This window comes from Idiomarina sp. H2 (assembly GCF_004364275.1).
Lineage (GTDB): Bacteria > Pseudomonadota > Gammaproteobacteria > Enterobacterales > Alteromonadaceae > Idiomarina > Idiomarina loihiensis.
This window is the reverse complement of sequence record NZ_SNZY01000004.1, coordinates 61,019-87,882: the sequence shown is the minus strand read 5'-3', so window position 1 is coordinate 87,882 and position 26,864 is coordinate 61,019. Positions and strand designations below refer to the sequence as shown.

Below are 26,864 nucleotides of genomic sequence, written 5' to 3'. Positions count from 1 at the left end.
TAATGTGACTAAAAAGTCGCTGTCATGTGAAAGCTACATCAAAGATATTGACTGACAGGAGCCAATACTGCCGATTTGGTCGGTCGTTATCCGTTGGAAATTCGCAGTTCTCTTCCTTAAATTTAAAACAAAATCTCTAAGCCAATTGGAACACTGCAACAAAAAGTGAAAGCCTGCACGCACTGCTCTAAACGCTGACTTCGCAGAGATACTGGCATTCCGAAGGCCGGGCGTAACACATTAGAGCGCTCAATCGCGATCAATATTGAAAAGCAGAGCATCAATACAAACAAAGTGCTTAATAAAAAATGTTGAAATAGTGGTATCTCCGGCGCATAGCTGGACAGAAGAAATGCCACAACGATACTGACACTTTGGTGAATAATATAAAGTGGGAACACCAGAGTGTTTAGTCGTGTAATTTGAGGTTTAGCATGGTTAAACCATTTGTAAACTGTTGCGACAATCGCGATCGGCACAACCGCCCGGTTAAGAATGTACCCGAACTCAGCAATGACTTTGATGAATTCGTTCGGGTTTTCGGATTTCCATACAAATAAGAAGCCTATCTGCACCGCAATTAAGCTAAGAACGGCCAACGATATCAGCACTTTTACATGTTCAGATATCTGGTTCCAAAAGTTTATATATCGACCAAGTGAAAACCCAACAAAGAACCAGACCAATCCGTAAGATTCTCTTACCAAGTCACCTGAAAAGGCTTCTTGAATAAACAATGCTAAGACGAATATCGCTAGTAGAATTAACCATATTTTCTTCGCTATAGCGGCTAAAATTCGTTTACCAATAGTAGTCGCTAACAAAGGTGAAATTAATATTGCCAGTAGACTGTATTGCCACAATGATCGGAGAAACCAAAGGTGATTTACATCAATGCTCGGCCAGATCCCTGCTGTGAAATTCCTGAACGTTTCACCCTGTTGAAAAAACAACGCATAAGTGAACTCTGAATAACTCAGCGGCATTTCGCTCGCTTGTGACATTTCAATATAAAGCTGGGGGGGAACAATCAAAAGTACACCAATTAAAAGCGGGAAAAGCAATTGTGACGTCCGCTTCAACAATGCATATGGGATCGATATTTTGGTAATCATGAAGCTTAACGCAATCCCAGATATCAACCACAATAGTCCCATGCGCCAGGGAGACGTCACTACCATTAAGTTTTGTAAAAAGACCCATTCCGTTTCGACCTTATAGTGAAATCCCCAGTCAGGTACGTAGATCATTGCGTGGTGAAACATAACCAATACAGCTATAGCTACCACTCGTAGCGTATCAATTGCAGGTATTCGACCTTCTACGAAATTTTTAGTTGTATTCATGTGTGATTTCCGTGTTAGATATACACGGATCTTTTACTTGAAACGCATCATCTTGTCGTCGCTAACACCTTGTTATGACAGTTAAAAGTGATGAGCGGTTGAAAATAGGGGCTAACGAATTGTCGTGAGAATAAATAAGCAATGGTTTCAGACTCATAAAAGGCTGGTTGAGCTAATTTTGTTGTTCGCAATTTTCTCAATAAATGGGCTGATAAACGCGACGACAGTATTAATGCAAGATATGCGGGGAAACGAGAGCGCATTTTTGACCTGGGAGCCTTTCGTCTGGGAACTATCAAGTGCTTACTCGACGCTATTGTTATTCCCACTTATTGCATTGTTTACTGAGCACTTCAGCTGGCAATGGAAGTACCCATTGAAATCTTTTTTCAGATATACAGGTGCAGCAATCGTTTTCAGTCTATTACATGTCTGCACGATGGTTCTTGTAAGAGAGTTTGCTTACGGCTTCACCGCATCAGAATATGATTTCGCAACAAATACAAATACTTTTGTATTTGAGCTATTTTATGAAATACGAAAAGACGTTTGGAGCTTCACATTCTTTGTCGTTGTAATTGAAGTCTATCGTTACGCACTTTATCAGTGGTTAGGTGATACCAAGCCAATTTTTCAATCTTCAGTGCCTCCCGCGGAAAGTCACAACGCCCTACCTGAAGTCCTACTAGTAAAGAAAATGGGAAAAGAGTTTTTGATAAAGACGAGAGAGGTGCAGTGGGCTGAATCTGCAGGAAACTACATCAATCTCCGTATTGACGAAGCCATTTACCCGATGCGAATTACAATGACAGACTTCGCTGAGCAAGCAAAATTCTATGGTTTTGTTCGAACTCATCGTTCACAAGTCATCAACACCCATTGGATAGAACATATTGAGAAACTCCCCTCTGGTGATGCAGACATCAAAATGAGAGACGGCACCGTGCTTAAATTATCCAGACGTTTTAAAAAGGAGTTTGACACGTTTGTGACTTCGCTTTCCACTGCGTGAGTTGAAATGGGAATGGAGTTCTTCGTTATCTGAACATTCAAAATCCTAAAGACGACCCCCCGTTTTTTCGTGCAAATACTGCCAGTGACGCCGTAGATCTTGAGATAGCCAATATAACGATTTAATCAACCTATTCCCGGATATTCGCAACCGTAACTAACTCAAGGCCTAATCAAGAACTCCTGCGTTTGCATCCCTAACCGCTTTTAACATAGCTTGCGTGTCCTCAGATGAATACCAACGTCCGTTAGACATAACGCCCGAAATTGCTCTGGTATTGTCGATATCCACCAGCGGATTACTATTCAGTACCACAAGGTCTGCCTGGTAACCTGCAGCAACGACGCCCGTTTTTAGCCCCATCCACTGTGCGGTTTCAGCCGTCGCGCTTCTCAATGCCTCAGCTGGTTTATAGCCGGTACGAACCAGCGCAGCAAGCTCGTCGTGCATGGAAAACCCGGGAACCATTACAGGCACATTTGCATCAGTACCCGCCAGAACCTTGACCCGATTATCGCGCATAGCCTGCAAAAGTATCTGGTTGGCTTTTGCGTAAGCTTTCCAATAACGCTGATTACCGGGAACACGCTCTTCAGGATAGTCTTCCGGTAAACGATAAATGTTTACTTCGGGCAGCCACCCCATGACTTTAATACTTGGGTGTAGAGCCTCCGCAATTCCGCGGTTTACATGCTCTACGTGAACATGACTCAGTGCACTTTCTACGCTTATTTTCTGTACAGGAAAGCTCTCGACAAGCGCCAGAGTAGAAACCACCGCCATATTATTCTCTGCCAGACGGCTTGCTATGTCGGTACTACGCTTTTCTACAAACTCCAGAAAGGCCTCAGTATTATCGCGGCCATAGCCACCAAACTCACGGTCCAGGGCTTTAACAAACTCTTCAACATGGGCTATTTCTTTCAGGTTCGACGGCCAAAGCTCTGAAAGTGGCAGGTTATATGGAATATGCCCTAAAATTTGTATATCGCTATTAACCGCCTCTTCGTTAAAAGCAAAGAAGTGGTCATTGCTTAAAAGCGTGTAAATTTTTATGGCATCGTAGCCTGCGTCTTTAATCTCGTTTACCCGCTCAGGTATATCGTCGATATCGGCTACCGAGTTTATTTTTGCAGCCCAACGGTCGAACAAGCCAGCAATACCACTTGAGCTATTATGACGTCGGGTTGCCACAAATAAGTCCGGCCCCGGCCGTCCTGATGCAATTTCAGCACGCCATTGCAGGTGCTCTTCACTACCATTGAGCTCACGTACATGGGCGACGCCATTAGCCAGATACAACAACAAGTCATTCGGGCTTTGCCATAAGTGCACATGCGCATCAATAAGGCCGGGAATTATAAACTTACCCGTGCCATCAATGACTTGCGCATCCTCAGGTAATGAGAGGTCGCTCCCCACTTTTGTTATTTTGCCTTCTTGAATCAATACCGTCTGATTAGGCAGCATGTACTGTCCATTATCTGACAACACGTTTGCGTTGGTAATGGCGTAAGCGTCCTGAGTTTTTGCATAAAGCGCAGGGTCTACAACAGGAACATATTCTCCCCAGGCTTTATTCACCTGGTAGTACATAACACCGAAACTGGTCGCGCTGAGAGCAAGCAATAAAACAATTAACCACAAACCGAGTTTCTTTAAGTTTAAAGCTTTCATAACTAATTACCTTTGGTTCTGATAAGTGCATTCAGAATAGAAAGGCAACCCAATAAAAGCTGATCGATTATGAAAAATATCGCGTCAATTTTGAAAATTCTGAAGGTTTTTGCGAAATTGAGACGGCGTCACTCCGGTTTCTTTTTTGAAGGCACGATTAAAAGGCGGTAAAGAGTTAAACCCGTTATTCAGTGCAATGGTTAAAATGGGCAGGTGGTCGTTCTCCCGTTCTGAGAAGCAGTCCATCACGCCTTTAAGCCTGAAAGAGTTAATGTAATGGCTGAAGTTAGTGAAGCCCGTTTGGGTGTTTATCAAGGTTCTCAATTTATGCTCTGCTACCCCCAGCTTTTTGGCCAAATCAGCAATGGTCAGAGCTTCTTCTAAATACATCTTGTCTTGTGTCATTAGCTTGTCGAGTTCGGCCAGTATTCTTTTATCCACTGCTGACAATTGCTTTTTCTGAGACGCGTTCCGATAAAAAGTCAGCGCCGACGTGTCGCCCTTTAATACCCATAGGCTCATGGAAAAAATGGGAAGCCAGACGCTCAGCGCGTTAATTGTAGACTGGGCGCTTTGCAACCAAACAGAGCCCACCAAAACCGCGACCAAAACAGACGCTGAAATAATAAACAAAAAATAAAGTCGATAGGTACGCCGGGCTTCAATTAAGTCATCATTCCGGCCTATTAGCGTAACGAACACCATATGTGCCACCAGAAAAAGTGACAGCGTAATGACAACAATGGGCCACCACGCAGGCAGCTCATTCAACCAACCCAGCCAAACAGCCCGTTCAGCCAGCATAGAGGCGCTTACTGCAATTAAAGCAAGCCAATGGAGTTTTCCTGGCCTGAAATCTCGATGAAAAAGGGTTAACACAAATACCCAGGTAACCGGCAAAAGCAAAGTATCCAGTAACCGAAAGGGAACTTGCCACACCATAGGAAGCGCAAATTCAGCGGGCATAGAACCAAGCAGAAAGCTTGCCAGGCAGAGGTTTGTAGCCACCATTAAAGTACAGCGTCTGGAACGGGGCAGATCTTTAATTACCAGCACCGTCATAAGCAACAACAAGCCCAGTGCGGAAAACCGGATGAATGCGTCAATCAATAACATAAGCCTGTGCCTTGGGCTGTCCTGAGAATCAGTATCTTTAGTTAGATTATAACCAGCGCTTCTGATGAGCAATTCGTTTTTTCAGACGGAGAATCTCTGAACACACGCGACGTTATTCGACTCTCACTTCAACTAAATTGGCCACAGGGTAAGTCAGTTGACCTACCGCCATACAAACACTAAACCCTATTAACCAGTCCAATAAGTCAGGTAAATTTAGAGAAGATAAAAAGTGATCAGTTAGTAGCCAGCTCGGTACTCCTAAAATACATGTGCCTAATACGGAAGAGAGTATACTTGCCGTTAAGTTAACCTTACAAAACTCACACGAAATATAGCCGCGAAAAATAAGCGCAATTTTTTCCTTAAAACGAATGTTTCTTCCGCAACTAGGGCAATTGGTATCTAATAACTTCACTTAGGCTCCAAAGAACTGAAGTTGTAGAACAACTATACCTGTAGTTTTATTTAAAAAAATCATACTTTTCCCCTAAACAACAATTTCCCCTTTACCTGCACCACACATCTCGCTTATGCTAAATAGCCGTTTAGACGCCTAAACGGCTTATTCGTTCATTTTGTGAGGTATTTAATGAAATCAAAGTTATCAACTGTTGCCGCTGGGCTTATCGCTGCATCGGCATCCCCAGCTCTGTTAGCCAATGATGCTAGCTCCGAGTTGGAACGCATTAGTGTTACGGGTTCCTACATTAAACGGGCCCAGAATGAAGACGCCACGCCGTTGCAGATTATTGATGCCAGCGACATAGCCGCCAGTGGTGAAATTACGCTGACAGACTTGCTGCGTGACTTAACGGTGAATACCGGTAACAGTTACGACGAACAGTACACCAGCAGCTTTTCGGCGGGGTCGGCGTCGGTTGGCTTGCGCGGCTTAAGCCCCAAAAACACACTAATTCTGGTAAATGGTCAGCGGGTGTCTAACTATGGTTTTGCGCTGGGCACTCAGGACACCTTTGTTGACTTGAACGCGTTACCTTTAGGCGCGGTGGAGCGCATAGAGGTACTGAAAGACGGGGCTTCAGCGGTGTATGGCTCCGACGCTATTGCCGGGGTTATCAACATTATTTTGCGCAACAACGTACAAAGCACTCAGTTCCGCGCGGGTGTCGGCGGTGCCAGCGAAGGCTCATTAACGCAATACAGTGCGGGCGTAATCAGCGGGTTTGGCGATATAGCAGACGACGGCTATAACCTAACGTTCAGCTACGACTTCCTGACCCGCGAGCGGCTAAATGCCGACGACCGCGACTTTACCCGTTCCGGAGACTTTCGCGATAAGCCCGGCGGGCGTTTGTCTGGCTGGTCGTCGCAGGGCGGTAACTATTTAAGTGACCCGCAAAACCCTCAGGCTTTTGAGAACTGCCCGGGCATTTCTGAGAAAAGAGACCGAGGCGATTTTACCCCCGGTGCAGAGGGCCAGGTGTGTGCTTTTAACACCCAGCCATACAACACGCTGCAGCCGGAAGTTGAGCGGCACCAGTTCTCACTGCAGGGCACTTTGCAGCTCACCGACGACATACAAGCCTACAGCGACTTTCTGTACAGCAATAACCGTTCAAGTCACGTATTTGGCGCGCCGCTGAGCGTCGGTGCCGGGCTGCGGGCCTATAATCAGGAAACCGGCAGTTTAGTGGATATTCCGGTGGAGCTACCGGTCGGGCATCCGGATAACCCGGGCTCAGGGGCCTTACCTTTTGAATACACCTTTTTTGATGTGGGTGAGCGCGTAAAAGCCAATAAACAAGACTTTCATCGTTTTCTGGCCGGTGTGAATTACCGGGGCTTAGACTGGGACTGGTCGGTTAATGTACTGAACTCACAAAGCCGCCAGCGCGAGTATGTTGATAACTTCATTAACCGCTACACTTTTGAGGATGTGCTGGCCAGCGGTGAATATGATTTCTTTAACGGCAACAATGACCCCCAAACCATAGAAGCGTTGCGCATTGATACGCGTCGTCCGGGCTTTTACGAGCTAAACAGTATTAACGCTAATGCCAGCACCATTTTAAAAGAGCTGGATAACGGGCCGCTAAGCGTTGCCTTTGGGGTCGACTGGCGTGAAGAAGAAATGGACGCGGGAACCTCGCCGGAAGTGTTATCGGGTACGGAGCTGCGCCCGGCTATCAACCTGGTTAAAGGGAAGCGAAAAGTTGCAGCAGGCTTTGTTGAGCTGGACGTTCCGGTTGTCGAGAACCTGAACGTAAACCTGGCCGGCCGTTATGACCATTATGATGATTTTGGTTCAGCCTGGTCACCTAAAGTGGCGTTTCACTATGTTTTAGGCGACGACTGGTTGCTGCGCGGTTCCTGGTCACGCGGCTTTCGTGCGCCATCGCTTCCGGAAATTGCTGAAAGTAATACCATCAGTTATGGCTCGGTTATTGACCCGAATGACCCTATTGATCCGGGCGGGCGCCGCGGTTTTACGCAAGTGCGCACGGGTAACTCTGAGCTTGATGCCGAACGCTCAACCAACCTCAATGCCGGTATTATCTGGTCTCCGCAAAAAGGTGCCAGCATAGCTGTGGATGTATTCGAAATTGAGCAGGACGATATTATTGCCCCCGACAACGCGCAGTTCATTATCAATAATGAAGACCAGTACGCAGACCGCATTCAGCGCGACGACGCTGGGCGACTGCAAATTATCAGTAACCAATATAAGAACCAGGGCACCCGCTCTACCCGCGGCTTTGATATGGATGCGAACTACCAAGTGCAGCTAAGCAACTCGACGCTTCAGTTTCAAAGCACATGGTCACGGCTGTTGGAGTACGAGCAAGCCTTAATAGCCGGTCAGCAACCCGTTGATGGTTCCGGCGGTAATATTCTCGGAGCACTACCTAAGTGGAAAGGTAACAATCAGCTACGCTGGCTGGTGAGTGACTGGCAGTGGGGCGTCAGCCTTAACTACACCAGCAGCTATGAGCAGCAGGTTGCCACACAAAGCAGCAACCCGGGTTTAGATAACAAGGTTGATAGCTACTGGCAGGTTGATTCGCAGTTGGTTTATCAGGGTTTTGGTGACACTCAACTGACCTTAAATATCAGCAACCTGTTCGACGAACAGCCGCCGTTTGATCCGGCTGGCGGAGCCTACGGATACGATATGACCCAGTACAATCTGCGCGGTCGTACAGCTAATTTATCCGTTGTTCATAACTTTTAACTGATAATGTCAGCAGGGTCAGAAATTCTTCTTCTGGCCCTATTTTGTAAACGTGTGATCTAAACACCCCTCTTACGCTATAGTACAAGGAGTCTCAATAAAGGAAGCTTGCGCTTATGAAAAAATGGATCTGGATAATTGCATCGGGAGTTACCGCACTAGCAGCGGTTAATGTCCAGGCGCAAGAACTGTCTGATATGCAGCAGTGTCTGCTGGATGAAATGAACAGCACGAAAGCGGAGACCACTATTGCCGATGTAAGGTCTAAATGCGAGGAGAAACTTCGCTCTGCTGACGACGAAGACATTGTTGAAGTGGATGCCGTAGAAGAACCCGGCGCTTTAACCAGCCGAATGAAAAGTGAACAGGTCACCCAATTTGACCCGTACGTTTTAACCCCGCATCGCCGTAATTACTTATTACCGGTTATTACCAGTAATAACATCAACCGTTTGCAGTACGCCGATATTGAAGGTTACCAGGACAATTTAGAAGACTACGAAGCAAAGTTCCAGCTCAGTTTCAAAGTGCCTTTTAACAAAGAAAGTTTGTTATTCGAAGACGACAAGTTGTTTTTTGGCTTAACCGTGCAGTCCTGGTGGCAAGTCTACTCCAGTGATATTTCTAAACCATTCCGGGAAACCAATTACATGCCGGAGGTGTTTTATGCCACTTCAACCGGCTGGCATCCTTTTGGTACTAATACAGCGCTGGTTTTTGGTTTAGAGCATTTGTCCAACGGGCGCAGTCAGCCTTTGTCCCGTAGCTGGAACCGCGGCTATATGCAGTTTGTGGTGGAGAAAGGACGCTTTGTTTTCTCGCTGAAGCCCTGGTTACGTTTTCAGGAAGATCCAAAAACAGACCCCATGCAGTCCAGTGGCGACGACAACCCGGATATTACTGATTACGTGGGTGACTATGAATTCACCACCGCCTATAACGATGGTGATTTCGAATACATTCTCAGGCTCCGCCATGCCGTAGATACCGGAAGAGGGTCGGCAGAACTTAACTGGACATTCCCTATTGGCGGGAAGTTTATTGGCTATACCTCTATTTTCACCGGTTACGGAGAAAGCCTGATTGATTACAACCACAAACAGACTCGTTTTGGTATCGGTATAGCCCTAAATAACGTTCTATAAGAGTTTAGAAGCTGTAGGCGGCTGACAACCATAAGCGTCGGCCGTCTTCAACATAGCCGTACTCTTCCACGCCAATCTCTTTGTCGAATAAGTTGTAAACACCCGCAGCCAGCTTTAAGTCACGCGTGACAAAGTAGTTAACACCAACGTCAGCTAAGGTGTACGAAGGCGCAACCAAAGAGCCCTGTGAAGGTCCGGTTGTCGGTTGGCTCTCTTCACCGCGATAATGCACACGCAGCCAACTGTTCCAACGCTTACTTGGCTTCCAGTTTAATGACGTTTGCACTAAGTGCTTAGGTAGCTGGTTTAACGGTTCACCTTTGTATTCGCCGGACTTCTGCTCAGAATCGGTGTAAGTATAATTACCTTTCAGAGACCATTCCCGGCTGAAGTGAGTACTTAAGGTCATTTCAATACCGCGAGTAACAGCTTCATCAACGTTAATCCGGGTGGTCGGCATAGATCCAAATTGATTAGGCCCCGCATCACAGATTGTTTGAGGACAATCGACACGCGTGATTTTGTCGTCAAACTGATTATAGAACACGGTTATTGAAGTTGAACTACGACGTCCCCAGTCGGTGTATAAACCCAACTCGTAGTTGGTCGATGTTTCAGCCTTCAAGTCGGGGTTCCCGTAAACGTTACCACCACGGCTTACCTGTCCCCATTCAGCTGTTGTTTCACGTAAACCTGGTGCCCGGAACCCCGTAGATACACCACCTTTTATTGTGGTTGCGTGGCTTAATGTATACACACCGTATACGCGGGGGCTCCAGTGTCCACCAAAAATGTCGTCGTCATCGTAACGGACACCCGTAGTCAGGTTAAAGCCAGTGAAGATTGGCCATGCAGTTTCTGCAAAGGCCGACCATTGCGAGCCTTCAATACGAGTTCTGTCACTTATTTGGTTACTGGTTAAGTCTTCCAGCTCTTCTTTTTGGTAGGCCACACCAAAGTTCATGGAGCTTTCTTCAAGCAGCGGTACGTTCCAGTGACTCTGAAAATCGGTGTTTTTAATAGTCATGAGACGCGCTTTGTTTTCATACTCATCGCGCTTTAAATAACTGCGGGCGCCCACCAGGCCCCACTGGCCATTATGAGCAATAGATACGCTGGTATTATCGTATTCGGTGGTTGATGACTCGGGGCATCCACGGCGACCACACTCCTCCCCCGGTGCCAGCGGCTCAATAGTTTTGCCGACAGAGGCGTCGATGCTTTGCTTAGCAGTACCCACCTCAAACAGAATTTCGTGATCCCGGTTGGGTGTGTAAGCCAGTTTTAAGTCCGCATCTTCTGCGGTTTTATCCCGGTAGCCAGAAACAATTTCATCTTCCAGGCGACGCGTATAACCGGCGGACAATTGAATTCCCAAAGTATCTTTAATTAACGAGCCAGAGGTGAACAAGTTGGTCTGGTAACTGTTTCCTGACTCCGAGCGTTCCTGCAAAGTGCCATCAACGCGGATCTCCGAGCGCCATTCTTCCGGCGTTTTACGGGTAATAATATTGATAACACCACCTATTGCGTCCGAACCATAAAGAGACGACATAGGCCCCCGAATAACCTCTATCCGGTCAATTGCCGCCAGCGGCGGTGTCCAGGCACCTTCAACGCCGGGGCCGTCACTGTTTGGACGGGTTTCGCGTGAGCTCTGACGCTGACCATCGACTAGAATTAGCGTGTAGTCTGCTCCCATACCGCGCAGGCTAATATCCTGACGGTCGCCGCCACCAGTCACGATAACACCCGGTACGTCGGTCATGGCATCGGTTAAGTCTTTATAAAAACGCTGAGAAAGGTCTTTTCTGTCAATAACAGAGATTGAAGCGGGCGCTTCTTTCAAATGCTGAGCAACACCTGATGCCGTTACCACCATAACTTCCATATCTTTGTGCTTATGATGCCTTCTTTCCGGCTTTTCCTGTTCCTGCGCCTGAGCAACGCCTACAGCTGATGCTACAGTTAATGCTAGAATGCTCAATTTTAAGCCGCTGATACTGCAATTCATGTTCATCCCCTAATGAATTATAAATGCGAATTATTTTCATTAGCGATTTTAACTGGTACTATGGAATCAGCAATTACAAAAATATTGAAAGCTTCTTTAGCAGGACTTAACAAATGAATCCGAAAATGATTCGATCATTAAAAGCTTTTACCCGTACGGTAGAACTCAACAGCATGAGTGCCGCTGCAAATGAACTGCATATGACAGTGTCCGCTATTAGCCAACAGCTGCAGCGACTGGAAAACGACAACGGAATTTCGCTTTTTCACCGTAATACCCGTTCGCTTTCACTTACCGAAGCCGGTCAGGTTTTTTATCAATCGTGCCTCGATATGCTGGCTATTGCAGCGAAAAACCAGGAACGTTGGGACCAGCTAACGAATCAGCCGCAAGGGCAAATAAAAATTATTGCGCCCGTGGGTTTTGGCGGAGGCTTGTTAAGTGAGCCATTAAAACAGCTGCAGCAAGAGTTTACTAACGTGAGCTTTCAACTGCATATGACCGATGAACCTATCGATTTGATTACCGCGGGGGCAGATCTGGCTATTCGCATTGGTCCGCTGGCCGATTCAACCTTATACGCCAGACATTTAGCAGACTGGCACATGGTTCCCTGTATTGCTGCTGAACATCCTGCGGCTAAAAACTCGATAAAAAGCTTTGAAGATTTACCCGAAGGTTGTTTTATTGGCCACATACCCAGCTTACCCAATAAGGATTTCCCCAAGCCAAAAGTGCTGCTGAATAACATGCAGACGGTCGTCCAGTTGACACTAGATGGTGTTGGCTATGCGCTACTTCCGGAGCCGGAAATTAAACATTACATTGAGAGTGGGCGTTTACTGCGTTTGTTGCCAGAATGGGAAGGCAGTCCGTACAGCGTACACGCCGTGTTGCCTATTAAAGACAACATACCGGCGAAAACTGAACGGACTATTGAGGTGCTAAGCCATTTCTTTCATCGACTGTAACGAATGATCAACTTCGCTTTCGCCAGCCATTAGGTCAAAGGCTCTCATCTCAGTGCCGCTTTCATCCAGGCAACGGCGTAGCACACTGGCAACATCCTCACGCGGGATAGACCCCGGCGCCAACGATTCACCAACAACCACTTTACCGGTGGCTTCTTCGTCGGTTAATGCTCCCGGACGTACAATAGTCCAGTTGAGTTTGGTGCGCATTAATTCGCGGTCAGCATAATGTTTGGCGGCATAATAAGGAAGCAGAGCTTCAGCCCAGTTCTCACGGTTGTTCGACTGCCAGGCACTGACCATAACAAAGCGCTTCACTCCGGTCGCTTCGGCGGCTTCCATAGTTTTGACTGCACCGTCCAGGTCGACTAATAAGGTTTTGTCGTCACCAGAGCTTCCACCAGAACCTGCCGTAAATACCACGGCATCAACGCCCTGAAGCAGCTCTTCCAATTTTGCGACGGGGCCTTCTAAATCACCCAATTTGGCCGTTACTCCGCGGCCTTCCCAGGCTTTTTGCTGCTCTTCCTTACGCACTACTGCAATCACTTCATGTTTTTTTGCGTGTTGCATCTGTTCAACTAAATGCTGACCAATTTTTCCATTTGCGCCTATAACTGCTACTTTCATCATCGACCTCCATGAGTGTTTCGTGTCTGAGTTTACGTAACAAAAGCTTAGTTTAGATCGCTCATTTACACCGATTTACAGGCACAAAAAAAGGCAACCCGAGGGTTGCCCTTTTAGACTTCGAGGCGCGTAATTAAAGCGCTACGATGTTTTCAGCCTGAGGACCTTTAGGGCCTTGAGTTACTGCGAACTCAACGCGCTGGCCTTCAGTTAAGGTTTTGAAACCGTCGCTAGAAATAGCGCTGAAATGTGCGAAAACGTCTGCGCCGTTTTCACGTTCGATGAAACCGAAGCCTTTTGCTTCGTTAAACCATTTTACTGAACCAGTAATTTTCTCTGACATAATATATCTTCCTGTAACTTTTAAGTATGTGGTCATTTAGACCGATGGTGCGGGTAATAATAAGAACTTAGAACTACAGGACGATGGTATTAATAATAATAGGTCAACGAAGTGGAGTTTTTTAACTAACTGTCTTTCTATCTATCCGACCCCTCGCAGTCTACGCTTATTACACTGCGAGTCAAACCATTTACCAAGTTATTTTCATAATAAGTTTAAACATCGCTTTCACTGGCCCAGACAACACGGTTACGACCTTCTCGCTTAGCCTTATACAGCGCCTGATCCGCTCTTCTGTAGATACTGGAAACATCATCATCAGCGCGGCTTTCTGACGCACCGATACTGACCGTCGGATTAATGATTTCGCCTGAATCCAGGGTAACTACCGTTTCCTCAACGGTCGCTCGCACCCTTTCCAATACCTGTACGGCACTTTCATGGTCGGCATAAGCAAGTACCACCATAAACTCTTCGCCACCCACTCTAACCACACTGTCACTGCTGCGAACCGCCGCTGACATAGCTTCAGAGCCTGCAATTAATACTTTGTCACCAATATCGTGGCCATAGGTATCATTAATGGTTTTAAAGTGGTCAAAGTCGATAACCGAAACGACAAACCCCTGCCCGCCATGTTGACGAACCAGGCTCTGTTCAAGTATTTCCATTCCAGCTGAGCGATTTTTTAACCCGGTTAGTGCATCGGTATAAGCAATTAGTGCCATATCGTCGCGCTGACGGATTAAATCGGAACGAATTTTCTGTTCCGCAATAACCGTTTCCAGCGCGGTGCCCATCATTCGCACCATTTCAATTTCAAGTTCAGTAAAAGGCTCAGCCCTTTTGTTTTTACGAGCAAAACCCAGAACTCCCCACACCTGGTCATTAATAATAAGTGGCGTACCTATATAAGTCTCCAAACCATAAGTTTGATAACTCGCGTGCTCTTTAAACCGTGAATCTCGTGATGCGTCATTGGTATAAATAAGATGGTTAGCCTTAAGCACAACCGAACAATAGGTGGTTGCCAGCGGTAGTTGCACGCCGGCGGAAAAATCCAGCTTCGCTGTTTGCACCCACTCAATGGTATATGTGCCGTTTTGAATGGAGCTGGCAGTTCCGATATCAACACCTAAATAGTCAACGCCCACTTTTAATAGTTCATCAATAGAAGCCGGGTCAATGCGCCGTCCACGCTTATGAATAACTTCATGAATCGTGCGCATAACATCAACCGATGCGTAATAGTCACTGACATCTTCGACAAGCACGTAGATACCAGTAACCTTGTCTTGCTCATCAAATTCAGGAAGATAACGAATATCTAAGAAGCATTTATGCCCATTACGAAAAGTGACAGAGTCTGAAAACTCCATTTTCTCGCCGGTGGCAAAAATATGGTCATGATTGGGCTTTATGCGTTGATAGGACTCCTCGCTCAGTACGTCGATTAAAGGTTTACCCAGCATTTCCTCAGGGGTCAGGTCAAAGAACGCCGCATACGACGTATTTACATAGCGAAAAAGCCTGTCTCTGTCGACATAAGCCACCATAGTGGGTAGCTGTTCAATAATTCTATGAGTAATATGATGTTTTGTCATGACGCCTCATCACTTTATGGTTCGACAGAGCAAGCAATGCTAATTAATGTGAGATTACTACTAATAGTGTAGCAACAACTCACACTCTAGACTGGCAAGATTGCTTTGAAAAATCCAGTGCCTTTACGTCGGGCAAATTCGATATTGCGCTCAGGAATCGATTCAGGGTCGTCATAATCTCTCAGAGCCTCTTCAATACTGGTCTCACGCAGTAAATGTAAGGTTGGATAGGGGGCACGGTTGGTATAATTTGCCGGGTCGTCCTGAGGTTCGCCCTCAAAGCAGTAGTCGGGGTGAAAGTGCGCCAGCTGATACACGCCCTCGTAACCTTCCTCAACAAGCAAAGCATCGGCAACATCAACCAAATTCAGAAATTCGTAAAACCCTTCAAATCCCGACGGCAGAATAAACAGCGTAGTTTCGGTTTCAGGTGTGGTATCCATGTGCTTAGCTTCATCCAGCAACTGCTGTAAAACAGCTTGTGGCTTGCGATTTTCAGCTACACTGTAGCGAATACTCTTGCGCTCAACTTCGCGGCGTGCAAAAGGGCAGATGTTGTACTTTACAATCAGCTGTTGCACCCAGTGCCGGGTTTGCTCAATAATCTGATGGGTATCGGTCGTCATATTTCTTGTCTTCGCTAAAAGGGGCGCCACTTTGCCATGAAATCACTTGAACTCAAAATACCACCTTTGCTGGTTGTTGCCATAGTCGCCGGTTTAATGTGGTTAACGGCTCACTATACGCAGGCCTTTAACCAATTTTATGTCGGCCAGCGCGCCGCAGCTATTTTTCTATTGGTATTAGGAGTCTTGTTGCCCCTGCTCGGCGTTATTGGTTTTCGCAGAGCGCAAACCACGGTAGACCCACGCGCTCCGAACAAAAGCACCGAACTTGTCACCACCGGAATATACCAAAGAACACGTAACCCCATGTATTTAGGCTTTTTCTTTTTGCTCATGGCCTGGGGTGTGTTTCTGGGAAGTGTCTTTTCTTTATGGGGGCTGGCGTTATATGTGGCCTATATGCACCGCTTTCAAATTCTGCCGGAAGAACGTATGTTAACCGAAACTTTTGGTGAAGCTTACAAAAACTATTGTCGTAGAACCGGGCGCTGGTGGTAACTGGCAGCTTCAGAACAACTGTCGGTGTTTTAAGCTGCGACCGAGTAAAATTAAGCCTGACAAACTAAACCATAACGCGATGGTAGCGGCAATAATATTCAGTAAGCTGTTAAAGTCGCGTTCACCACTGTAATCCATAAAGTGTAAACGAAACATCCAGTCACTTAGCCACCAACTATTATTACGGTGATCAACCACTTCACCCGAAGCAGCGTCAACATAAACTCGTGTATGAATGTCATCGGTAAAAGTGACTCTGTAACCGGGCTTGTTCCAGTCAATAATTTCCTCACTGCCCGTTACAGCCTGTACTTCATTAACTGAACCCGGTCCGTTATAGCTTTGCCGCGCCAGCTTCGCGGCCAGCGGCGCGGATGTTTGCCAGCGCTCGCCGGTCTGGGCATTCACATAATGTCTGGAGCCATCAACTGTCAGAACCAGGTACTGAGCCGTTTCGGAAATTGAGCGTATTTCCACACTTTTAATGTTATCGAAGCGCTCAATTAGGGCGTTTTCAGGGTAAAAAACAGGCCCGACCGGCGCTTTAGGAGCGCTTTGAAAGTAGTCATGAGCGGCCAGACTCTGGTGGCCCACCCAGCCGAAGTACAGGCCACTGACCAGCCAGATAAGCACTTGTATAAAAATAACCAGACTCAGCCAGCGATGCAGTTTACGCACATACCTCATGCAGCTCGCCTGCTTTTTCTACGCGGCCGGAAATGGAAGTAAAGCAGAGCCGTGCCAGTTATCACAAAAAGTATATTCGCTATGCTAAACGCCTTTAACCACCAGGTTTCAATATCCACTCGGTCTTGGTAATCCATTATGTGAAGCATCCAGAAAAAGTCGAACAGTCGCCAGAAGTTATGTCGTTTGGTTACCAGCTCCCCGGTTGTCGCCGAGAAATATAAGGTAGCACCGGCCAAATCATTAAAATCTACTCGCCATGCGGGTAACAAAGCGGGGTTAAGCTCACCCGGAGCACGGTCTTCAATAAAGCTAACCTGGGCTTTTGCGTCTTCATTTCCACTGTAATGTTGACGGGCAATATAGCCAATATCCATTCGATCAAGTGTGACCGATTCCAAAGATTCAGCGCTCAGCAATTGCGTACCGGTTTGGCTTTCAACGCGGTAAACCGTCTGCAAAGAACCATCTACCCATTGGCGCATAAGTCGCACCGATGTGGCTTGCGGATGTTGCTCTAAGACCCAGCTTACCGGCGAAATTAACGTGTTCTCAGCTATAGGTTGCTCAAGCTTTTTCACCAGATGGTCGCCGTGAATGAAGCTTAAATCAAAGAACACCATATAGGCGCCACTAATGCTCCATACCACTAACTGCAGGCCAAAAAGAAGAGATAACCAGCGGTGCCAGATGCGCCATTGTCGTAATTTCATCAGGGTTATCCGTGCCCGCCGCGTTTAAGTTAAGCCCCTAAAATTATCGACTTGCCCTGTAAAAGTCAAAGCAGTTCTTTCACTCTTTGTCTTAATTCCGGAATAACCTCAGTTTCAAACCAGGGGTTACGCTTCATCCAGATATTGTTGCGGGGGCTCGGATGAGGTAATGGTAATAACTGCGGCCAGTAACTTCGCCAGTCTCTGACACGTTCGGTCAGGCTTCGCTTAGGTTCCTGCAAATGCCACTGTTGCGCGTATTGACCAATAGCCAGTGTTAATTCTAAATTGGGTAGCTGTTGCAGTATTTGCTCGCGCCAGGTGGGCGCGCATTCGGGGCGGGGCGGCAAGTCACCGGACTTACCAGTGCCCGGATAACAAAAGCCCATAGGAATAATAGCCAGTTCTTCGGCATTGTAAAAAGTGTCTTTATCAATGCCCATCCACTGACGAAGCCTGTCGCCACTGGGGTCATCGAAAGGCTTACCGGAGGCATGAACGCGCTTTCCGGGGGCTTGTCCGGCAACTAGAATTCTGGCTTTAGGGTGCAACTGTACAACGGGGCGGGCACCAAGCGGCAGCTCTGGTTCACATAAGGCACAGGCACGGACATCACGCAGAATTTGTTGCCAATGCGGCGGCTCTTCCCATTTCATAACCTTGCTCCAGCAGCTTTTTATCCTGAGTGAAACGTCCTACCGGAAAATCCTCCGGCGGAGCCAGAACGGTCATTTTACAGTCCGCAGGAGGGTTATCAATAAAGTTAATAGCGTCATTGTAAACGGCCGAGCGGCGGGCTACTGCGTCAAATAAGGCAGGATGGTGTTTAAAAAAACGCTTAGTAAACTTAGGCAGGGGTCTTATCTTCTTTCGGAAACCTCGCGGCCGGGACAAAATAACCGTTATATCCAGCGCACCCATTTCATAGGCTTTAATCACCGGAATAGAGTCACCCAGTCCGCCATCCGTCATAGGCGCTCCACCAACGGCGGGAAACTCACGATAAGCCAGCGGAATAGCGCAAGAAGCAGGAAATAGTTCGTGTAAGTTATCGGCTGTCACCCGGGTATACACCGGAAACCCTGTATCGACATTAGTCGTTACAACGTATAAAGGCCGGTTCTGCTCCAGGTAATGACGGGTATTCAGTGGTACTTGTTCAAACGAAGCGTGCCAAAGCCAGCTCACATCGCAAAAATGTCCGCCTTTTAAAAAGCGTCGCCAGTTCAAAAACTCGGGCTGTAGCGCATGCTGCAAGAGAATTTTACGGTTACGTCCGTGGTCGCCGGCAAGAAAACCAATCAGGTTGGTTGAACCTGCCGACACCCCAATTGCAAAATCAAAGTTGGTTTGTCCGGTTTCAAGAAAGCCGTCCAGCACACCAGCGGCGAAGATACCGCGCATGGCGCCACCTTCTACCACTAGTGCTTTTTTACTTTGCTCCTGGGTCATACACCTGCTTATTTTTCAATACTCTCTACTTCTCAATACTCTTTATTTTTCAATAAAGGCCTGCTCAATCACGTAGCTGCCTTGCTTACGCGATGTTGCTTTACTAAAGCCCCGTTCATTGAGAATAACCATCAGATCTTGAAGCATAGCGTCATTACCGCACAACATAAAGCGATCGTGTTCAGGGTTCAGATCTGGCATACCAATGGTTTTGGTTAAGGTACCAGACTCCAGCAAATCGGTAATACGTTGCTGATGCGCTTCATCACGGAATGGCTCGCGGGTCACTGTCGGGTAATAAATGAGCTTTTCCCGCACCCAGTCACCAAAGTATTCGTTGTTTGGCAGAATCTCAGAAATTTCTTTTTGATATGCCAGCTCAGAAACCCAACGCACACCGTGAACCAACACGACTTTATCGTACTGTTCGTATATGTCGGGGTCTTTAATAACGCTCATAAAAGGCGCTAAACCGGTGCCGGTACTGAGCAAGTACAAGTTTTTGCCGGGTAGTAAGTGCCCCGGTACTAACGTGCCTGTAGGGCGTGTCGACAACACCACTTCGTCGCCCACCTTAATATGTTGCAGGCGTGACGTTAAGGCACCGTCCGGCACTTTAATACTAAAGAACTCAAGCTCTTCTTCGTGGTTTGCGCTGGCAATGCTGTAAGCTCTGAGCAGCGGCTTGTCTTCCAGTTGCAGTCCCATCATTACAAACTGACCGTTTTCGAAGGTAAAGCTTGGCTGACGCGTGGTTCTAAAGCTAAACAGGGTATCGTTCCAGTGGCGTACCTGAGTCACTTTTTCCGCAATGATACTTCTCATAACAATTCCTCATTGGCGATTTTGTGCGCATAATAACATAAAAAAACTAAATCTAAATGAGAATTTTTATCATTAACTATTGAAAATGAGAACGGTTTTTATATAAGATACATGCACTGTTGTTTGTAAAGGAAGAAAAGTTAATGGCTCGACGTTCGGGTGGCCGCAGAGGGTGGTCTTTAAAAGACTGGCATTGGATAAGCTCTGCCGTTTGCCTCATTGGCATGTTGTTGTTTTCAGTCACCGGTATAACGCTAAACCATGCTGGCTGGATAGAATCCGCACCCAGCGTCGAAAGCCATGAAAGCTCTCTCCCACAAACGGAATTGGACCGGTTGGCGAATGCTTCAGGGAATGACGCTCTACCAACTTTTTTCCACCGCTGGTACGAAGATAAGACGCAAAACAGCATCAGTTCAAATGCCGAAATCGAATGGAGTGACTACGAATTGTACGTCGCCATGCCTCGCCCTGGCGGGGACAGCTGGTTCAGCGTCGATTTAACCAGTGGTGCTTTTTATTCGGAAACCACCGATCGCGGCTGGATAGCCTATTTCAATGACCTCCACAAAGCCCGCAACACCGGTTTTCTCTGGAGTCTTTTCATTGACGTATTTGCCGTTGCCAGCATTTTATTCACAATTACGGGGTTATTACTTTTGAAAAAATACAGTAAGGGGCGCAAGTCCACCTGGCCACTGGTTCTGGCTGGCTTCATCATTCCTTTGTTCGCCGTTATGGGATCAGCACATGCTGCTGAAAACGAGCTCAACGTCGAAATTCCCCGCCTGTCAGTGGCTGAATATCACGCACCTTACCTGGCGGTATGGCTGGCAAATGAACGTAGCCAACGGGTAGCTGATATTGCAGTCTGGTACGACGTTAACCTAAAAGATAGCGAAGGCGAAAAGTGGCTTAAAGACATGCGCCAGTGGTGGCGTCGCAGCGGCCGCATGGCCGACATGCCTATAGACGGAGTATCGGGTGCAACCCGACGCCCCGGCACTCATAAGGTGGATTTAACTCCGTTATTAACCAAACTACCTGACCTTGAACCCGGACAGTACTACTTGTATGTAGAAGCCGCGCGCGAAGTCGGCGGTCGTGAAATGTTGCGCCTGCCATTGTCTTTACCTATCGATAGCCCAATATCCATCTCAGAGACCGGCGAGCACGAGCTTGGCCGAGTGTCATTAAAACTGGAGCCTTAATCATGAAATTATCTTCTGTACTTACTACCAGCCTGGCTGTGCTGACCTTATTTGCCAGCACCAGCAGTGAAGCTCACCGGGTCTGGATTAAACCCAGCGCCACCGTTGTTTCCGGCGATTCCGAATGGGTGACTTTTGATGCCGCTATCGCCAATGGCATTTTTTATCCAGATCACTACCCGCTTAGCCTGGATTACGTAAAAGCCATGGCACCAGATGGCTCCGATGTGACTCTGGAGAATGGCCATAAAGGCAAGTATCGTTCGGTATTTGATATTGAACTGGAAAAAGAAGGCACTTATACCATTTATTCAGCCAGTTCAGGGTTATCTGCACGCTGGGTAGATGACGAAGGTGAACGCCAATACTGGCCGCCACGTGGTGCGCAAAAAACCAATGAAGACTTCTACAAAGAAGTGCCTCAGGACGCTAAAGAGTTAGAAGTTAGTGAGCGCTCACGTCGTGTTGAAACATTTGTAACTTCTGGTGCACCAACTTATGACACCCTGGGTCCAACAGGTAAAGGTCTGGAACTTGAACCAGTGACCCACCCGAACGATTTATACACTGGTGAAAACATTACCTTTAAGTTCAATATTGACGGTGCCGCCGCAGCGAGAACTGAAATTTTCTTGGTAAAAGGCGGTGAGCGTTACCGAGATCAGGCACAACCAACCAAGTTAACGACCAACGAGAAAGGCGAAGTCACCTTCACTCTGGATGAACCAGGCATGTACTGGTTAGAAGCAGAATACGCTGACGACAACGGCGAAGCCCCGGCTACCAAACGCCAGGGCTCTTACGTTGCCGTATTAGAAGTTCTGCCTATGTAACCTGGCTACTGAAGACGGACCACTCCCAGGGTGTTGGCGTCGGTACCGAACCAAATGGAATCGGTAGCTTCATCATAGAACATATGACGAACAGTACCGCCGCCACTCTCCAGCTCAATTGGCTCTGAAAACTCGTGGGTTTCGGTATCGAAGCCCACCAGCCGGTTTGGCTGCACACCGGTCTCTACAAACCAGACGTCATTACGTTTATCCACCGCCATACCATAAGGCCGTGAATTTTCTTCAGCTGGTGCCCGCCAGTCTTTATTCTCACCGCTAGCCGGGTCGTAGCTACCCACGTAACCTTTATTATAATCGACATACCAGATGGTACCGTCGTCAGTCATACCAAGCCTGCGTGGCCTATTGTCCTTTCTGTCCAGCTCAATTTCCTGTAGCTTGCCGTTTTCTACAGTCGCCAGCTTATTGGTACCAAAGAGCGTTGCCCAGGGTTTGTCGTTTTCAACAATTAAACCGTAAGGCCGGGCCGAATCCGTGGGCACATCCCAAAGTTCTATTTCACCGTCATCTGTTTCCAGAAAGCCTATTTGGTTACCGCCCTGCACCGTAAACCAAAGATTGCCATCGCTAGTGAAGTCCATGGTGTGGCTGTCACGCGTTCCATCTCCGGGTAATTCAAACTTTTTAATGTCGCCTGAAACCGGATCAATTAAGCCAATATGGTTCATAAGATTGCCGGTGTACCAAGCGCCACGATCATCGACAATAACAGTATGCGGACCCGCTCCATCGGGTAGATCGTAGCGTTTAAACTCTTCGGTTTCGGGGTTAAATGTTGCCGCGTAATCACTTCCCTGACCCACGAACCAGACCGTATTATTGTGCACCCAGGGGTCACGAGGCCGGGAGTCCTCCCAGGGAACCTGCCACTCCTGAATTTCCGCTTTAGCCAGTCCACTGTCTTTGTGGTCATCGCTGTTAGCCGGCGCACTGCTTATTCCCGCCAGACCAATAATTACCGCACTTGTTAAGCTTAAGTATTTCATTTTATGGCCTCCGTAAATAATTTCGTAGCCTGACATTCATGTCAGGTGAGATATCGCTCCTGACGTAAACGTCAGACTACTACAATGGGATGTCAGGCAACTAACTGATTTATCAGTATAGACGCTATTGCTTCAAACCCAACACTGTGCAATCTTCAACCTTTAAACACTAAACGGTACCTGTTACATGCTGGATCAATGGCTTATTGGAATAATCTTAGTCGCCATGTTGGTGCTTTTCGTCATAGATAAATGGCGTTACGACCTGGTTGCCATGATGGCGCTATTGTCCGCAGCTATTCTTGGTCTGGTTCCAACTGCCGAGGTGTTCAGTGGTTTTGGAAACGCTGCGGTCATTACTGTTGCGGCGGTATTGATTATTAGCCAGGCACTTTGGCGCTCCGGCGTTGTCGATGCACTGGCATCGGCTATGAAAAACATAGGCGATAAACGCTGGTTACAGATGATAGCCCTGACCTCGGTCACTACGATCTGCTCAGCTTTTATCAGCAATACAGGCACCATGGCGATAATGATACCAGTCGCCCTTCAACTAGCCCGCAGCAGTGGCAATAACCCCTCCAAAGTGCTAATGCCTATGGCCTTTGGCTCCTTACTGGGGGGTACTATTACCATGGTGGGCACACCGCCGAACATTATTATCGCCGACATTCGTCGCGAGGCTATGGGTGAGTCTTTCGGTATTTTTGAATTTACTCCGGTTGGCCTCAGCATCGCCATCGCGGGCTTACTCTTTATGTGGGTTCTAAGTCATTGGTTGGTACCAGAAAAAGCTGGTAAGTCGAAATCGCAGTCACTGTACGATGTCAGCAGCTACCTGACCGAACTCTATGTGCCTGAAGGCTCTAACTTTGTTGGTGAAACTCTCTATGAGCTGGAAAATCGTAGCGAAGAGGACTTTGTAATTGTTGCACTACAACGTGGCGAAAAGCGCTGGTCTGCACCGGCCCGATACTTGCGATTGAAACCTGAGGATGTATTAATAGTTGAAGCCAACGCGGAGACCATTCAACAAGTTATTGACGGAACAGGGCTTGAGCTTAACGCCGAGGAAGAAATTGACGAGCGCTTTTTAAAATCCGACGACATTACCGTTATAGAAGGGATTGTCGGGCACGATTCACGCCTTATCGGCCGCTCGGCTGGCGACATAAAATTACGCAGCCGCTACGGTATTAATGTACTGGGCGTTGCCCGGGAAGGTCAGAAGCTGGGAACAAAACTAGCGAATATTCGCTTTAAGCCGGGTGATGTTTTATTACTGCAGGGCGACGCGGAGATCCTCGATGATGTATTTCAGCGCTTTGGCTGCTTCCCTCTAGCTCAACGCAGCTTGCGACTGGGCTCACCAAAGCAACTGATACAGCCACTGGGGATATTCTCGGCAGCGATTCTGGCAGCAGCACTCGGCTTTATCTCAGTGCCGGTTGCGTTCTCTCTTGCGGCTGGCCTTATGGTTATTACCAATATTCTGCCTCTTCGGGAACTCTATGACGCCATAGACTGGCCTATTATTGTCTTGCTGGGAGCGACAATTCCACTGGGGTCTGCGCTGGAGCGCAGTGGTGCTGCCGACACCATTGCCAACGCGGTGCTTTATGTGAGTCAGGGGTCACCCGATTTTGTTGCCGTGGGCTTACTGCTAATAGTCACTATGCTGCTATCCAATATTGTCAATAATGCTGCGGCAGCAGTGCTTATGGCGCCTATTGGCATTAGTATGGCAAGCAGCTTCGGCGCCAGTATGGACCCGTTTTTAATGGCGGTTGCTATTGGTGCCGCTGTGCCTTTCTTAACCCCGATAGGCCACCAGTCAAATATATTGGTTATGGGTCCGGGGGGTTACAACTTTAGCGACTACTGGCGGCTTGGCCTGCCGTTGTCCCTGCTGGTGTCGGCAGTCGCGCTGGTCATGATACTGCTGGTATGGCCGTTGTATTAATCGCTGATTTTATAAGGCAGATAGGTTTGCAGTGTTTTCAGGTGTTCGCGTAACGCACTGCGTTCATCTTGACAATACTGCTCAATGGCGTCGCTAAGAGGCGCCTCCATAAAACGGTAAAATCCTTCGCGCAGAACAGGCTCGAAACCGCGATGCAATTTGTGCTCACCCTGAGCGCCTGCATCAAAATACTGCAGCCCTTGGTTTATGCAAAACTCAATTCCCTGATAATAACAGGCTTCAAAGTGCAGAAATTCAAGCTCTTCCCGGCAACCCCAGTAGCGTCCGTACAGTGTGTCTTCTCCTTTAAAACACAAAGAAGCAGCCAGCATGTTGCCGTCTCTGTAGGCAGCAAAAACAACAATATAATCGGATAAATACTCAGCCCAGAGCTTGAAGGTAGCAGGGGTTAAATAGCCGCCATGCCCAGAACGTTTTAAATAAGTACGCTGGTAGAACAAAGTAAATTGCTGCCAAAACTCCGCAGTTAACTCGTTACCCTGCAAGGTTCGCATTTGCACATTTTGTTCTGATATTTTCTGCCGCTCTTTACGAATCGTCTTACGCTTACGCGACACCAGGGCCGCTAAAAAGTCATCAAAACTGCCGTAGTTGCGGTTTTGCCAGAGAAACTGAATATCAAAACGCTGCCACCAGCCTTCGTCGGCTAAAGCACGGCTTAAGTCAGGTTCAACATACAAACTCTGCAAATTACTTACGTCATGCTGCTTTAATAACTCAGACTCAATAATGGACAGCATCTCGCCACAATTAAGACCCTCGCTAATAGCCAAACGCGGCCCCTGACATGGCGTAAAAGGTATAGCGTTAATCAGCTTAGGGTAATATTGAAAACCATAGCGCTCAAAGGCTTCGGCAAAAGCCCAGTCGAACAGATACTCACCATAGGAATGCGTTTTCTTAAACCACGGCATAGCAGCAACCATGGTGTCATTATCATCATAAACAACAACATATTGCGGCAACCAGCCGCGCTGCAGCCCAAGACTGTCACCCTGTTCAAGTGCCAGCAGAAAATCATAGCGCGTAAAAGGATAATGGTTCCCGAATAGGCGATCCCAGTCGTTTTTAGCTACAGTGGTGATTGTTGCGTGAATAACTGCTCGCATGCGTTAGGCGCTCAAAGTAAAAACCCGCACCCAGACATCAGCGGTGAGCTGTAAAAAGCTCATAGCTTCGGCGCGTTCACGGCCTTCGGCGCTGCTACGGTAGAGGTGTGGTGTCATCGTAAGTAGATCTTTCACAGCCTGATTTGATGTCAACGATACGGGGAAAATCACACGCCGTTCGGAGGCTAACTCAAAGCCCGGGTCGGTTACCGGAAGCATCTCATTTTTGATTTTTATTTCAGAATAAATAATGGCTTTTAGCTCTTTTAGGTGATCACCTGCAGGGTCTACCATAATCAGCCGCCCGCCGGGCTTTAGAACCCGCTTAAATTCAGCTTCAACAGGGAAGCCAAATACGCACAAAATGGTATCGACACTGTTATCGTCCAGTGGAATAGAGTTATTGGAAGCAACCATCCAGCTCAGGCGTTTATCGCGTTTTGCCGCAGCTTGCACTGCCCATTTTGAAATATCCAGGGCGGCCACACTCAAATCAGTACCTTTCTGTTCAGACTGTTCAACCAAGTAGCGTAAATAGTAGCCTTCGCCGCAACCGGCATCGAGCACGGCCTGCTCACCCTGTGCTAACACAGTATCAGCCAGAACCTGCGCCAGTGGTTCATAATAACCCTGTTCCAGAAACTCCCGCCGTGCCTGCACCATAGCTTTGCTGTCGCCGGGGTCTTTCGATCGCTTATTCTGCACCGGCAACAAATTCACGTATCCCTGTTTAGCCACATCATAGCTGTGACCATTTTCACAGCGCCAGCTGCCGTCCACCAACTGCAAAGGTGACTGCTCTATTGGGCAACGTAAGGCGGATATTTTTGTTATTGGCATACCATCTACTTTTACAACGCTATTT

The 26,864-nt window shown here is 47.5% G+C and carries 24 protein-coding genes; 8 read left to right on the top strand and 16 right to left on the bottom strand.

Going from position 1 to position 26,864, the window contains the following annotated elements:
* Window positions 1-122: 122 nt before the first annotated feature.
* Window positions 123-1,346 carry an acyltransferase gene (locus DET62_RS06410; RefSeq protein ID WP_034822838.1) on the bottom strand — a complete coding sequence of 408 codons (1,224 nt, stop codon included), beginning with the start codon at window positions 1,344-1,346 and terminating at the stop codon, window positions 123-125.
* A gap of 232 nt (window positions 1,347-1,578) precedes the next feature.
* Between DET62_RS06410 and DET62_RS06405 the strand changes: the two genes are divergently transcribed.
* Entirely contained in the window at window positions 1,579-2,358 is a 780-nt protein-coding gene (locus DET62_RS06405) for a LytTR family DNA-binding domain-containing protein (protein WP_133566280.1), read from the top strand.
* A gap of 168 nt (window positions 2,359-2,526) precedes the next feature.
* Here DET62_RS06405 and DET62_RS06400 read toward each other — a convergent pair whose 3' ends face one another.
* Together DET62_RS06400 and DET62_RS06395 are read right to left on the bottom strand one after the other, a co-directional pair.
* The gene (locus DET62_RS06400) at window positions 2,527-4,035 is read right to left on the bottom strand and encodes an amidohydrolase family protein (protein WP_110013487.1); all 1,509 of its coding nucleotides are present in this window, start codon (window positions 4,033-4,035) and stop codon (window positions 2,527-2,529) included.
* 84 nt (window positions 4,036-4,119) lie between these two features.
* Window positions 4,120-5,151, bottom strand: coding sequence for an AraC family transcriptional regulator (locus DET62_RS06395; RefSeq protein WP_034822840.1), 1,032 nt, complete (start codon window positions 5,149-5,151; stop codon window positions 4,120-4,122).
* Between the two features lie 592 nt (window positions 5,152-5,743).
* Between DET62_RS06395 and DET62_RS06390 the strand changes: the two genes are divergently transcribed.
* Both DET62_RS06390 and DET62_RS06385 read left to right on the top strand, forming a co-directional pair.
* Entirely contained in the window at window positions 5,744-8,347 is a 2,604-nt protein-coding gene (locus DET62_RS06390; RefSeq protein ID WP_110013488.1) for a TonB-dependent receptor, read from the top strand.
* 116 nt (window positions 8,348-8,463) lie between these two features.
* Entirely contained in the window at window positions 8,464-9,492 is a 1,029-nt protein-coding gene (locus DET62_RS06385) for a phospholipase A (RefSeq protein WP_110013489.1), read from the top strand.
* A gap of 4 nt (window positions 9,493-9,496) precedes the next feature.
* On the opposite strand, the gene DET62_RS06380 is transcribed toward DET62_RS06385, so the two are convergent.
* On the bottom strand, window positions 9,497-11,512 hold the full coding sequence (locus tag DET62_RS06380) for a ligand-gated channel protein (RefSeq protein WP_181396967.1): 2,016 nt from the start codon (window positions 11,510-11,512) through the stop codon (window positions 9,497-9,499).
* 107 nt (window positions 11,513-11,619) lie between these two features.
* On the opposite strand from DET62_RS06380, the gene DET62_RS06375 reads away from it, so the two are divergent.
* Entirely contained in the window at window positions 11,620-12,477 is an 858-nt protein-coding gene (locus DET62_RS06375) for a LysR family transcriptional regulator (RefSeq protein ID WP_110013491.1), read from the top strand.
* Here DET62_RS06375 and DET62_RS06370 read toward each other — a convergent pair.
* The 4 genes from DET62_RS06370 to DET62_RS06355 form a co-directional block, all read right to left on the bottom strand.
* A complete protein-coding gene (locus DET62_RS06370) occupies window positions 12,451-13,110 on the bottom strand; it encodes an SDR family oxidoreductase (protein WP_243734896.1) in 660 nt (219 codons plus the stop codon). The genes DET62_RS06375 and DET62_RS06370 overlap by 27 nt on opposite strands.
* Before the next feature lie 130 nt (window positions 13,111-13,240).
* A complete protein-coding gene (locus tag DET62_RS06365; RefSeq protein ID WP_011235717.1) occupies window positions 13,241-13,450 on the bottom strand; it encodes a cold-shock protein in 210 nt (69 codons plus the stop codon).
* A gap of 215 nt (window positions 13,451-13,665) precedes the next feature.
* Entirely contained in the window at window positions 13,666-15,054 is a 1,389-nt protein-coding gene (locus DET62_RS06360) for a diguanylate cyclase (RefSeq protein ID WP_110013493.1), read from the bottom strand.
* An 86-nt stretch (window positions 15,055-15,140) separates the two neighbouring features.
* A complete protein-coding gene (locus tag DET62_RS06355) occupies window positions 15,141-15,680 on the bottom strand; it encodes a DUF1415 domain-containing protein (RefSeq protein ID WP_110013494.1) in 540 nt (179 codons plus the stop codon).
* Between the two features lie 36 nt (window positions 15,681-15,716).
* Here DET62_RS06355 and DET62_RS06350 point away from each other — a divergent pair, with 36 nt between their 5' ends.
* On the top strand, window positions 15,717-16,178 hold the full coding sequence (locus DET62_RS06350; protein ID WP_110013495.1) for an isoprenylcysteine carboxylmethyltransferase family protein: 462 nt from the start codon (window positions 15,717-15,719) through the stop codon (window positions 16,176-16,178).
* Between the two features lie 9 nt (window positions 16,179-16,187).
* Here the strand turns inward: DET62_RS06350 and DET62_RS06345 are convergent, their stop codons facing one another.
* From DET62_RS06345 to DET62_RS06325, 5 genes are all read right to left on the bottom strand, one after another.
* Complete coding sequence (locus DET62_RS06345; protein ID WP_110013496.1) at window positions 16,188-16,865, bottom strand: PepSY domain-containing protein; 678 nt, start codon at window positions 16,863-16,865, stop codon at window positions 16,188-16,190.
* Window positions 16,862-17,578: a PepSY domain-containing protein gene (locus DET62_RS06340; protein WP_110013497.1), complete on the bottom strand. Its 717-nt coding sequence runs from the start codon at window positions 17,576-17,578 to the stop codon at window positions 16,862-16,864. Before DET62_RS06340 ends, DET62_RS06345 begins: the two co-directional genes overlap by 4 nt.
* A 65-nt stretch (window positions 17,579-17,643) precedes the next feature.
* Entirely contained in the window at window positions 17,644-18,234 is a 591-nt protein-coding gene (locus DET62_RS06335; RefSeq protein WP_034822851.1) for a uracil-DNA glycosylase family protein, read from the bottom strand.
* On the bottom strand, window positions 18,191-19,030 hold the full coding sequence (locus DET62_RS06330) for a patatin family protein (RefSeq protein WP_034822852.1): 840 nt from the start codon (window positions 19,028-19,030) through the stop codon (window positions 18,191-18,193). The genes DET62_RS06335 and DET62_RS06330 overlap by 44 nt, the downstream gene beginning before the upstream one ends.
* Window positions 19,031-19,072: 42 nt before the next feature.
* Window positions 19,073-19,855 carry a ferredoxin--NADP reductase gene (locus tag DET62_RS06325; protein ID WP_011235725.1) on the bottom strand — a complete coding sequence of 261 codons (783 nt, stop codon included), beginning with the start codon at window positions 19,853-19,855 and terminating at the stop codon, window positions 19,073-19,075.
* 143 nt (window positions 19,856-19,998) lie between these two features.
* Between DET62_RS06325 and DET62_RS06320 the strand changes: the two genes are divergently transcribed.
* A complete protein-coding gene (locus tag DET62_RS06320; RefSeq protein ID WP_110013498.1) occupies window positions 19,999-21,066 on the top strand; it encodes a PepSY-associated TM helix domain-containing protein in 1,068 nt (355 codons plus the stop codon).
* Window positions 21,067-21,068: 2 nt separating this feature from the next.
* Window positions 21,069-21,899 carry a DUF4198 domain-containing protein gene (locus tag DET62_RS06315; RefSeq protein WP_110013499.1) on the top strand — a complete coding sequence of 277 codons (831 nt, stop codon included), beginning with the start codon at window positions 21,069-21,071 and terminating at the stop codon, window positions 21,897-21,899.
* Between the two features lie 5 nt (window positions 21,900-21,904).
* On the opposite strand, the gene DET62_RS06310 is transcribed toward DET62_RS06315, so the two are convergent.
* Entirely contained in the window at window positions 21,905-22,906 is a 1,002-nt protein-coding gene (locus DET62_RS06310) for a lyase (protein WP_110013543.1), read from the bottom strand.
* A 187-nt stretch (window positions 22,907-23,093) separates the two neighbouring features.
* Between DET62_RS06310 and DET62_RS06305 the strand changes: the two genes are divergently transcribed.
* The gene (locus tag DET62_RS06305; RefSeq protein ID WP_110013500.1) at window positions 23,094-24,869 is read left to right on the top strand and encodes an SLC13 family permease; all 1,776 of its coding nucleotides are present in this window, start codon (window positions 23,094-23,096) and stop codon (window positions 24,867-24,869) included.
* Here the strand turns inward: DET62_RS06305 and DET62_RS06300 are convergent.
* Window positions 24,866-25,999, bottom strand: coding sequence for a GNAT family N-acetyltransferase (locus DET62_RS06300; protein ID WP_110013501.1), 1,134 nt, complete (start codon window positions 25,997-25,999; stop codon window positions 24,866-24,868). The genes DET62_RS06305 and DET62_RS06300 overlap by 4 nt on opposite strands.
* 3 nt (window positions 26,000-26,002) lie before the next feature.
* Window positions 26,003-26,839 (bottom strand): putative RNA methyltransferase, encoded by an 837-nt coding sequence (locus DET62_RS06295; RefSeq protein WP_110013502.1) that lies wholly within the window; start codon window positions 26,837-26,839, stop codon window positions 26,003-26,005.
* Between the last annotated feature and the right edge of the window lie 25 nt (window positions 26,840-26,864).

Coding starts and splice junctions, on each gene's coding strand:
- DET62_RS06410 (WP_034822838.1), bottom strand. CDS start 1,346: ATGAATACAACTAAAAATTTCGTAGAAGGTCGAATACCTGCAATTGAT.
- DET62_RS06405 (WP_133566280.1), top strand. CDS start 1,579: ATGCAAGATATGCGGGGAAACGAGAGCGCATTTTTGACCTGGGAGCCT.
- DET62_RS06400 (WP_110013487.1), bottom strand. CDS start 4,035: ATGAAAGCTTTAAACTTAAAGAAACTCGGTTTGTGGTTAATTGTTTTA.
- DET62_RS06395 (WP_034822840.1), bottom strand. CDS start 5,151: ATGTTATTGATTGACGCATTCATCCGGTTTTCCGCACTGGGCTTGTTG.
- DET62_RS06390 (WP_110013488.1), top strand. CDS start 5,744: ATGAAATCAAAGTTATCAACTGTTGCCGCTGGGCTTATCGCTGCATCG.
- DET62_RS06385 (WP_110013489.1), top strand. CDS start 8,464: ATGAAAAAATGGATCTGGATAATTGCATCGGGAGTTACCGCACTAGCA.
- DET62_RS06380 (WP_181396967.1), bottom strand. CDS start 11,512: ATGAACATGAATTGCAGTATCAGCGGCTTAAAATTGAGCATTCTAGCA.
- DET62_RS06375 (WP_110013491.1), top strand. CDS start 11,620: ATGAATCCGAAAATGATTCGATCATTAAAAGCTTTTACCCGTACGGTA.
- DET62_RS06370 (WP_243734896.1), bottom strand. CDS start 13,110: ATGATGAAAGTAGCAGTTATAGGCGCAAATGGAAAAATTGGTCAGCAT.
- DET62_RS06365 (WP_011235717.1), bottom strand. CDS start 13,450: ATGTCAGAGAAAATTACTGGTTCAGTAAAATGGTTTAACGAAGCAAAA.
- DET62_RS06360 (WP_110013493.1), bottom strand. CDS start 15,054: ATGACAAAACATCATATTACTCATAGAATTATTGAACAGCTACCCACT.
- DET62_RS06355 (WP_110013494.1), bottom strand. CDS start 15,680: ATGACGACCGATACCCATCAGATTATTGAGCAAACCCGGCACTGGGTG.
- DET62_RS06350 (WP_110013495.1), top strand. CDS start 15,717: ATGAAATCACTTGAACTCAAAATACCACCTTTGCTGGTTGTTGCCATA.
- DET62_RS06345 (WP_110013496.1), bottom strand. CDS start 16,865: ATGAGGTATGTGCGTAAACTGCATCGCTGGCTGAGTCTGGTTATTTTT.
- DET62_RS06340 (WP_110013497.1), bottom strand. CDS start 17,578: ATGAAATTACGACAATGGCGCATCTGGCACCGCTGGTTATCTCTTCTT.
- DET62_RS06335 (WP_034822851.1), bottom strand. CDS start 18,234: ATGAAATGGGAAGAGCCGCCGCATTGGCAACAAATTCTGCGTGATGTC.
- DET62_RS06330 (WP_034822852.1), bottom strand. CDS start 19,030: ATGACCCAGGAGCAAAGTAAAAAAGCACTAGTGGTAGAAGGTGGCGCC.
- DET62_RS06325 (WP_011235725.1), bottom strand. CDS start 19,855: ATGAGAAGTATCATTGCGGAAAAAGTGACTCAGGTACGCCACTGGAAC.
- DET62_RS06320 (WP_110013498.1), top strand. CDS start 19,999: ATGGCTCGACGTTCGGGTGGCCGCAGAGGGTGGTCTTTAAAAGACTGG.
- DET62_RS06315 (WP_110013499.1), top strand. CDS start 21,069: ATGAAATTATCTTCTGTACTTACTACCAGCCTGGCTGTGCTGACCTTA.
- DET62_RS06310 (WP_110013543.1), bottom strand. CDS start 22,906: ATGAAATACTTAAGCTTAACAAGTGCGGTAATTATTGGTCTGGCGGGA.
- DET62_RS06305 (WP_110013500.1), top strand. CDS start 23,094: ATGCTGGATCAATGGCTTATTGGAATAATCTTAGTCGCCATGTTGGTG.
- DET62_RS06300 (WP_110013501.1), bottom strand. CDS start 25,999: ATGCGAGCAGTTATTCACGCAACAATCACCACTGTAGCTAAAAACGAC.
- DET62_RS06295 (WP_110013502.1), bottom strand. CDS start 26,839: ATGCCAATAACAAAAATATCCGCCTTACGTTGCCCAATAGAGCAGTCA.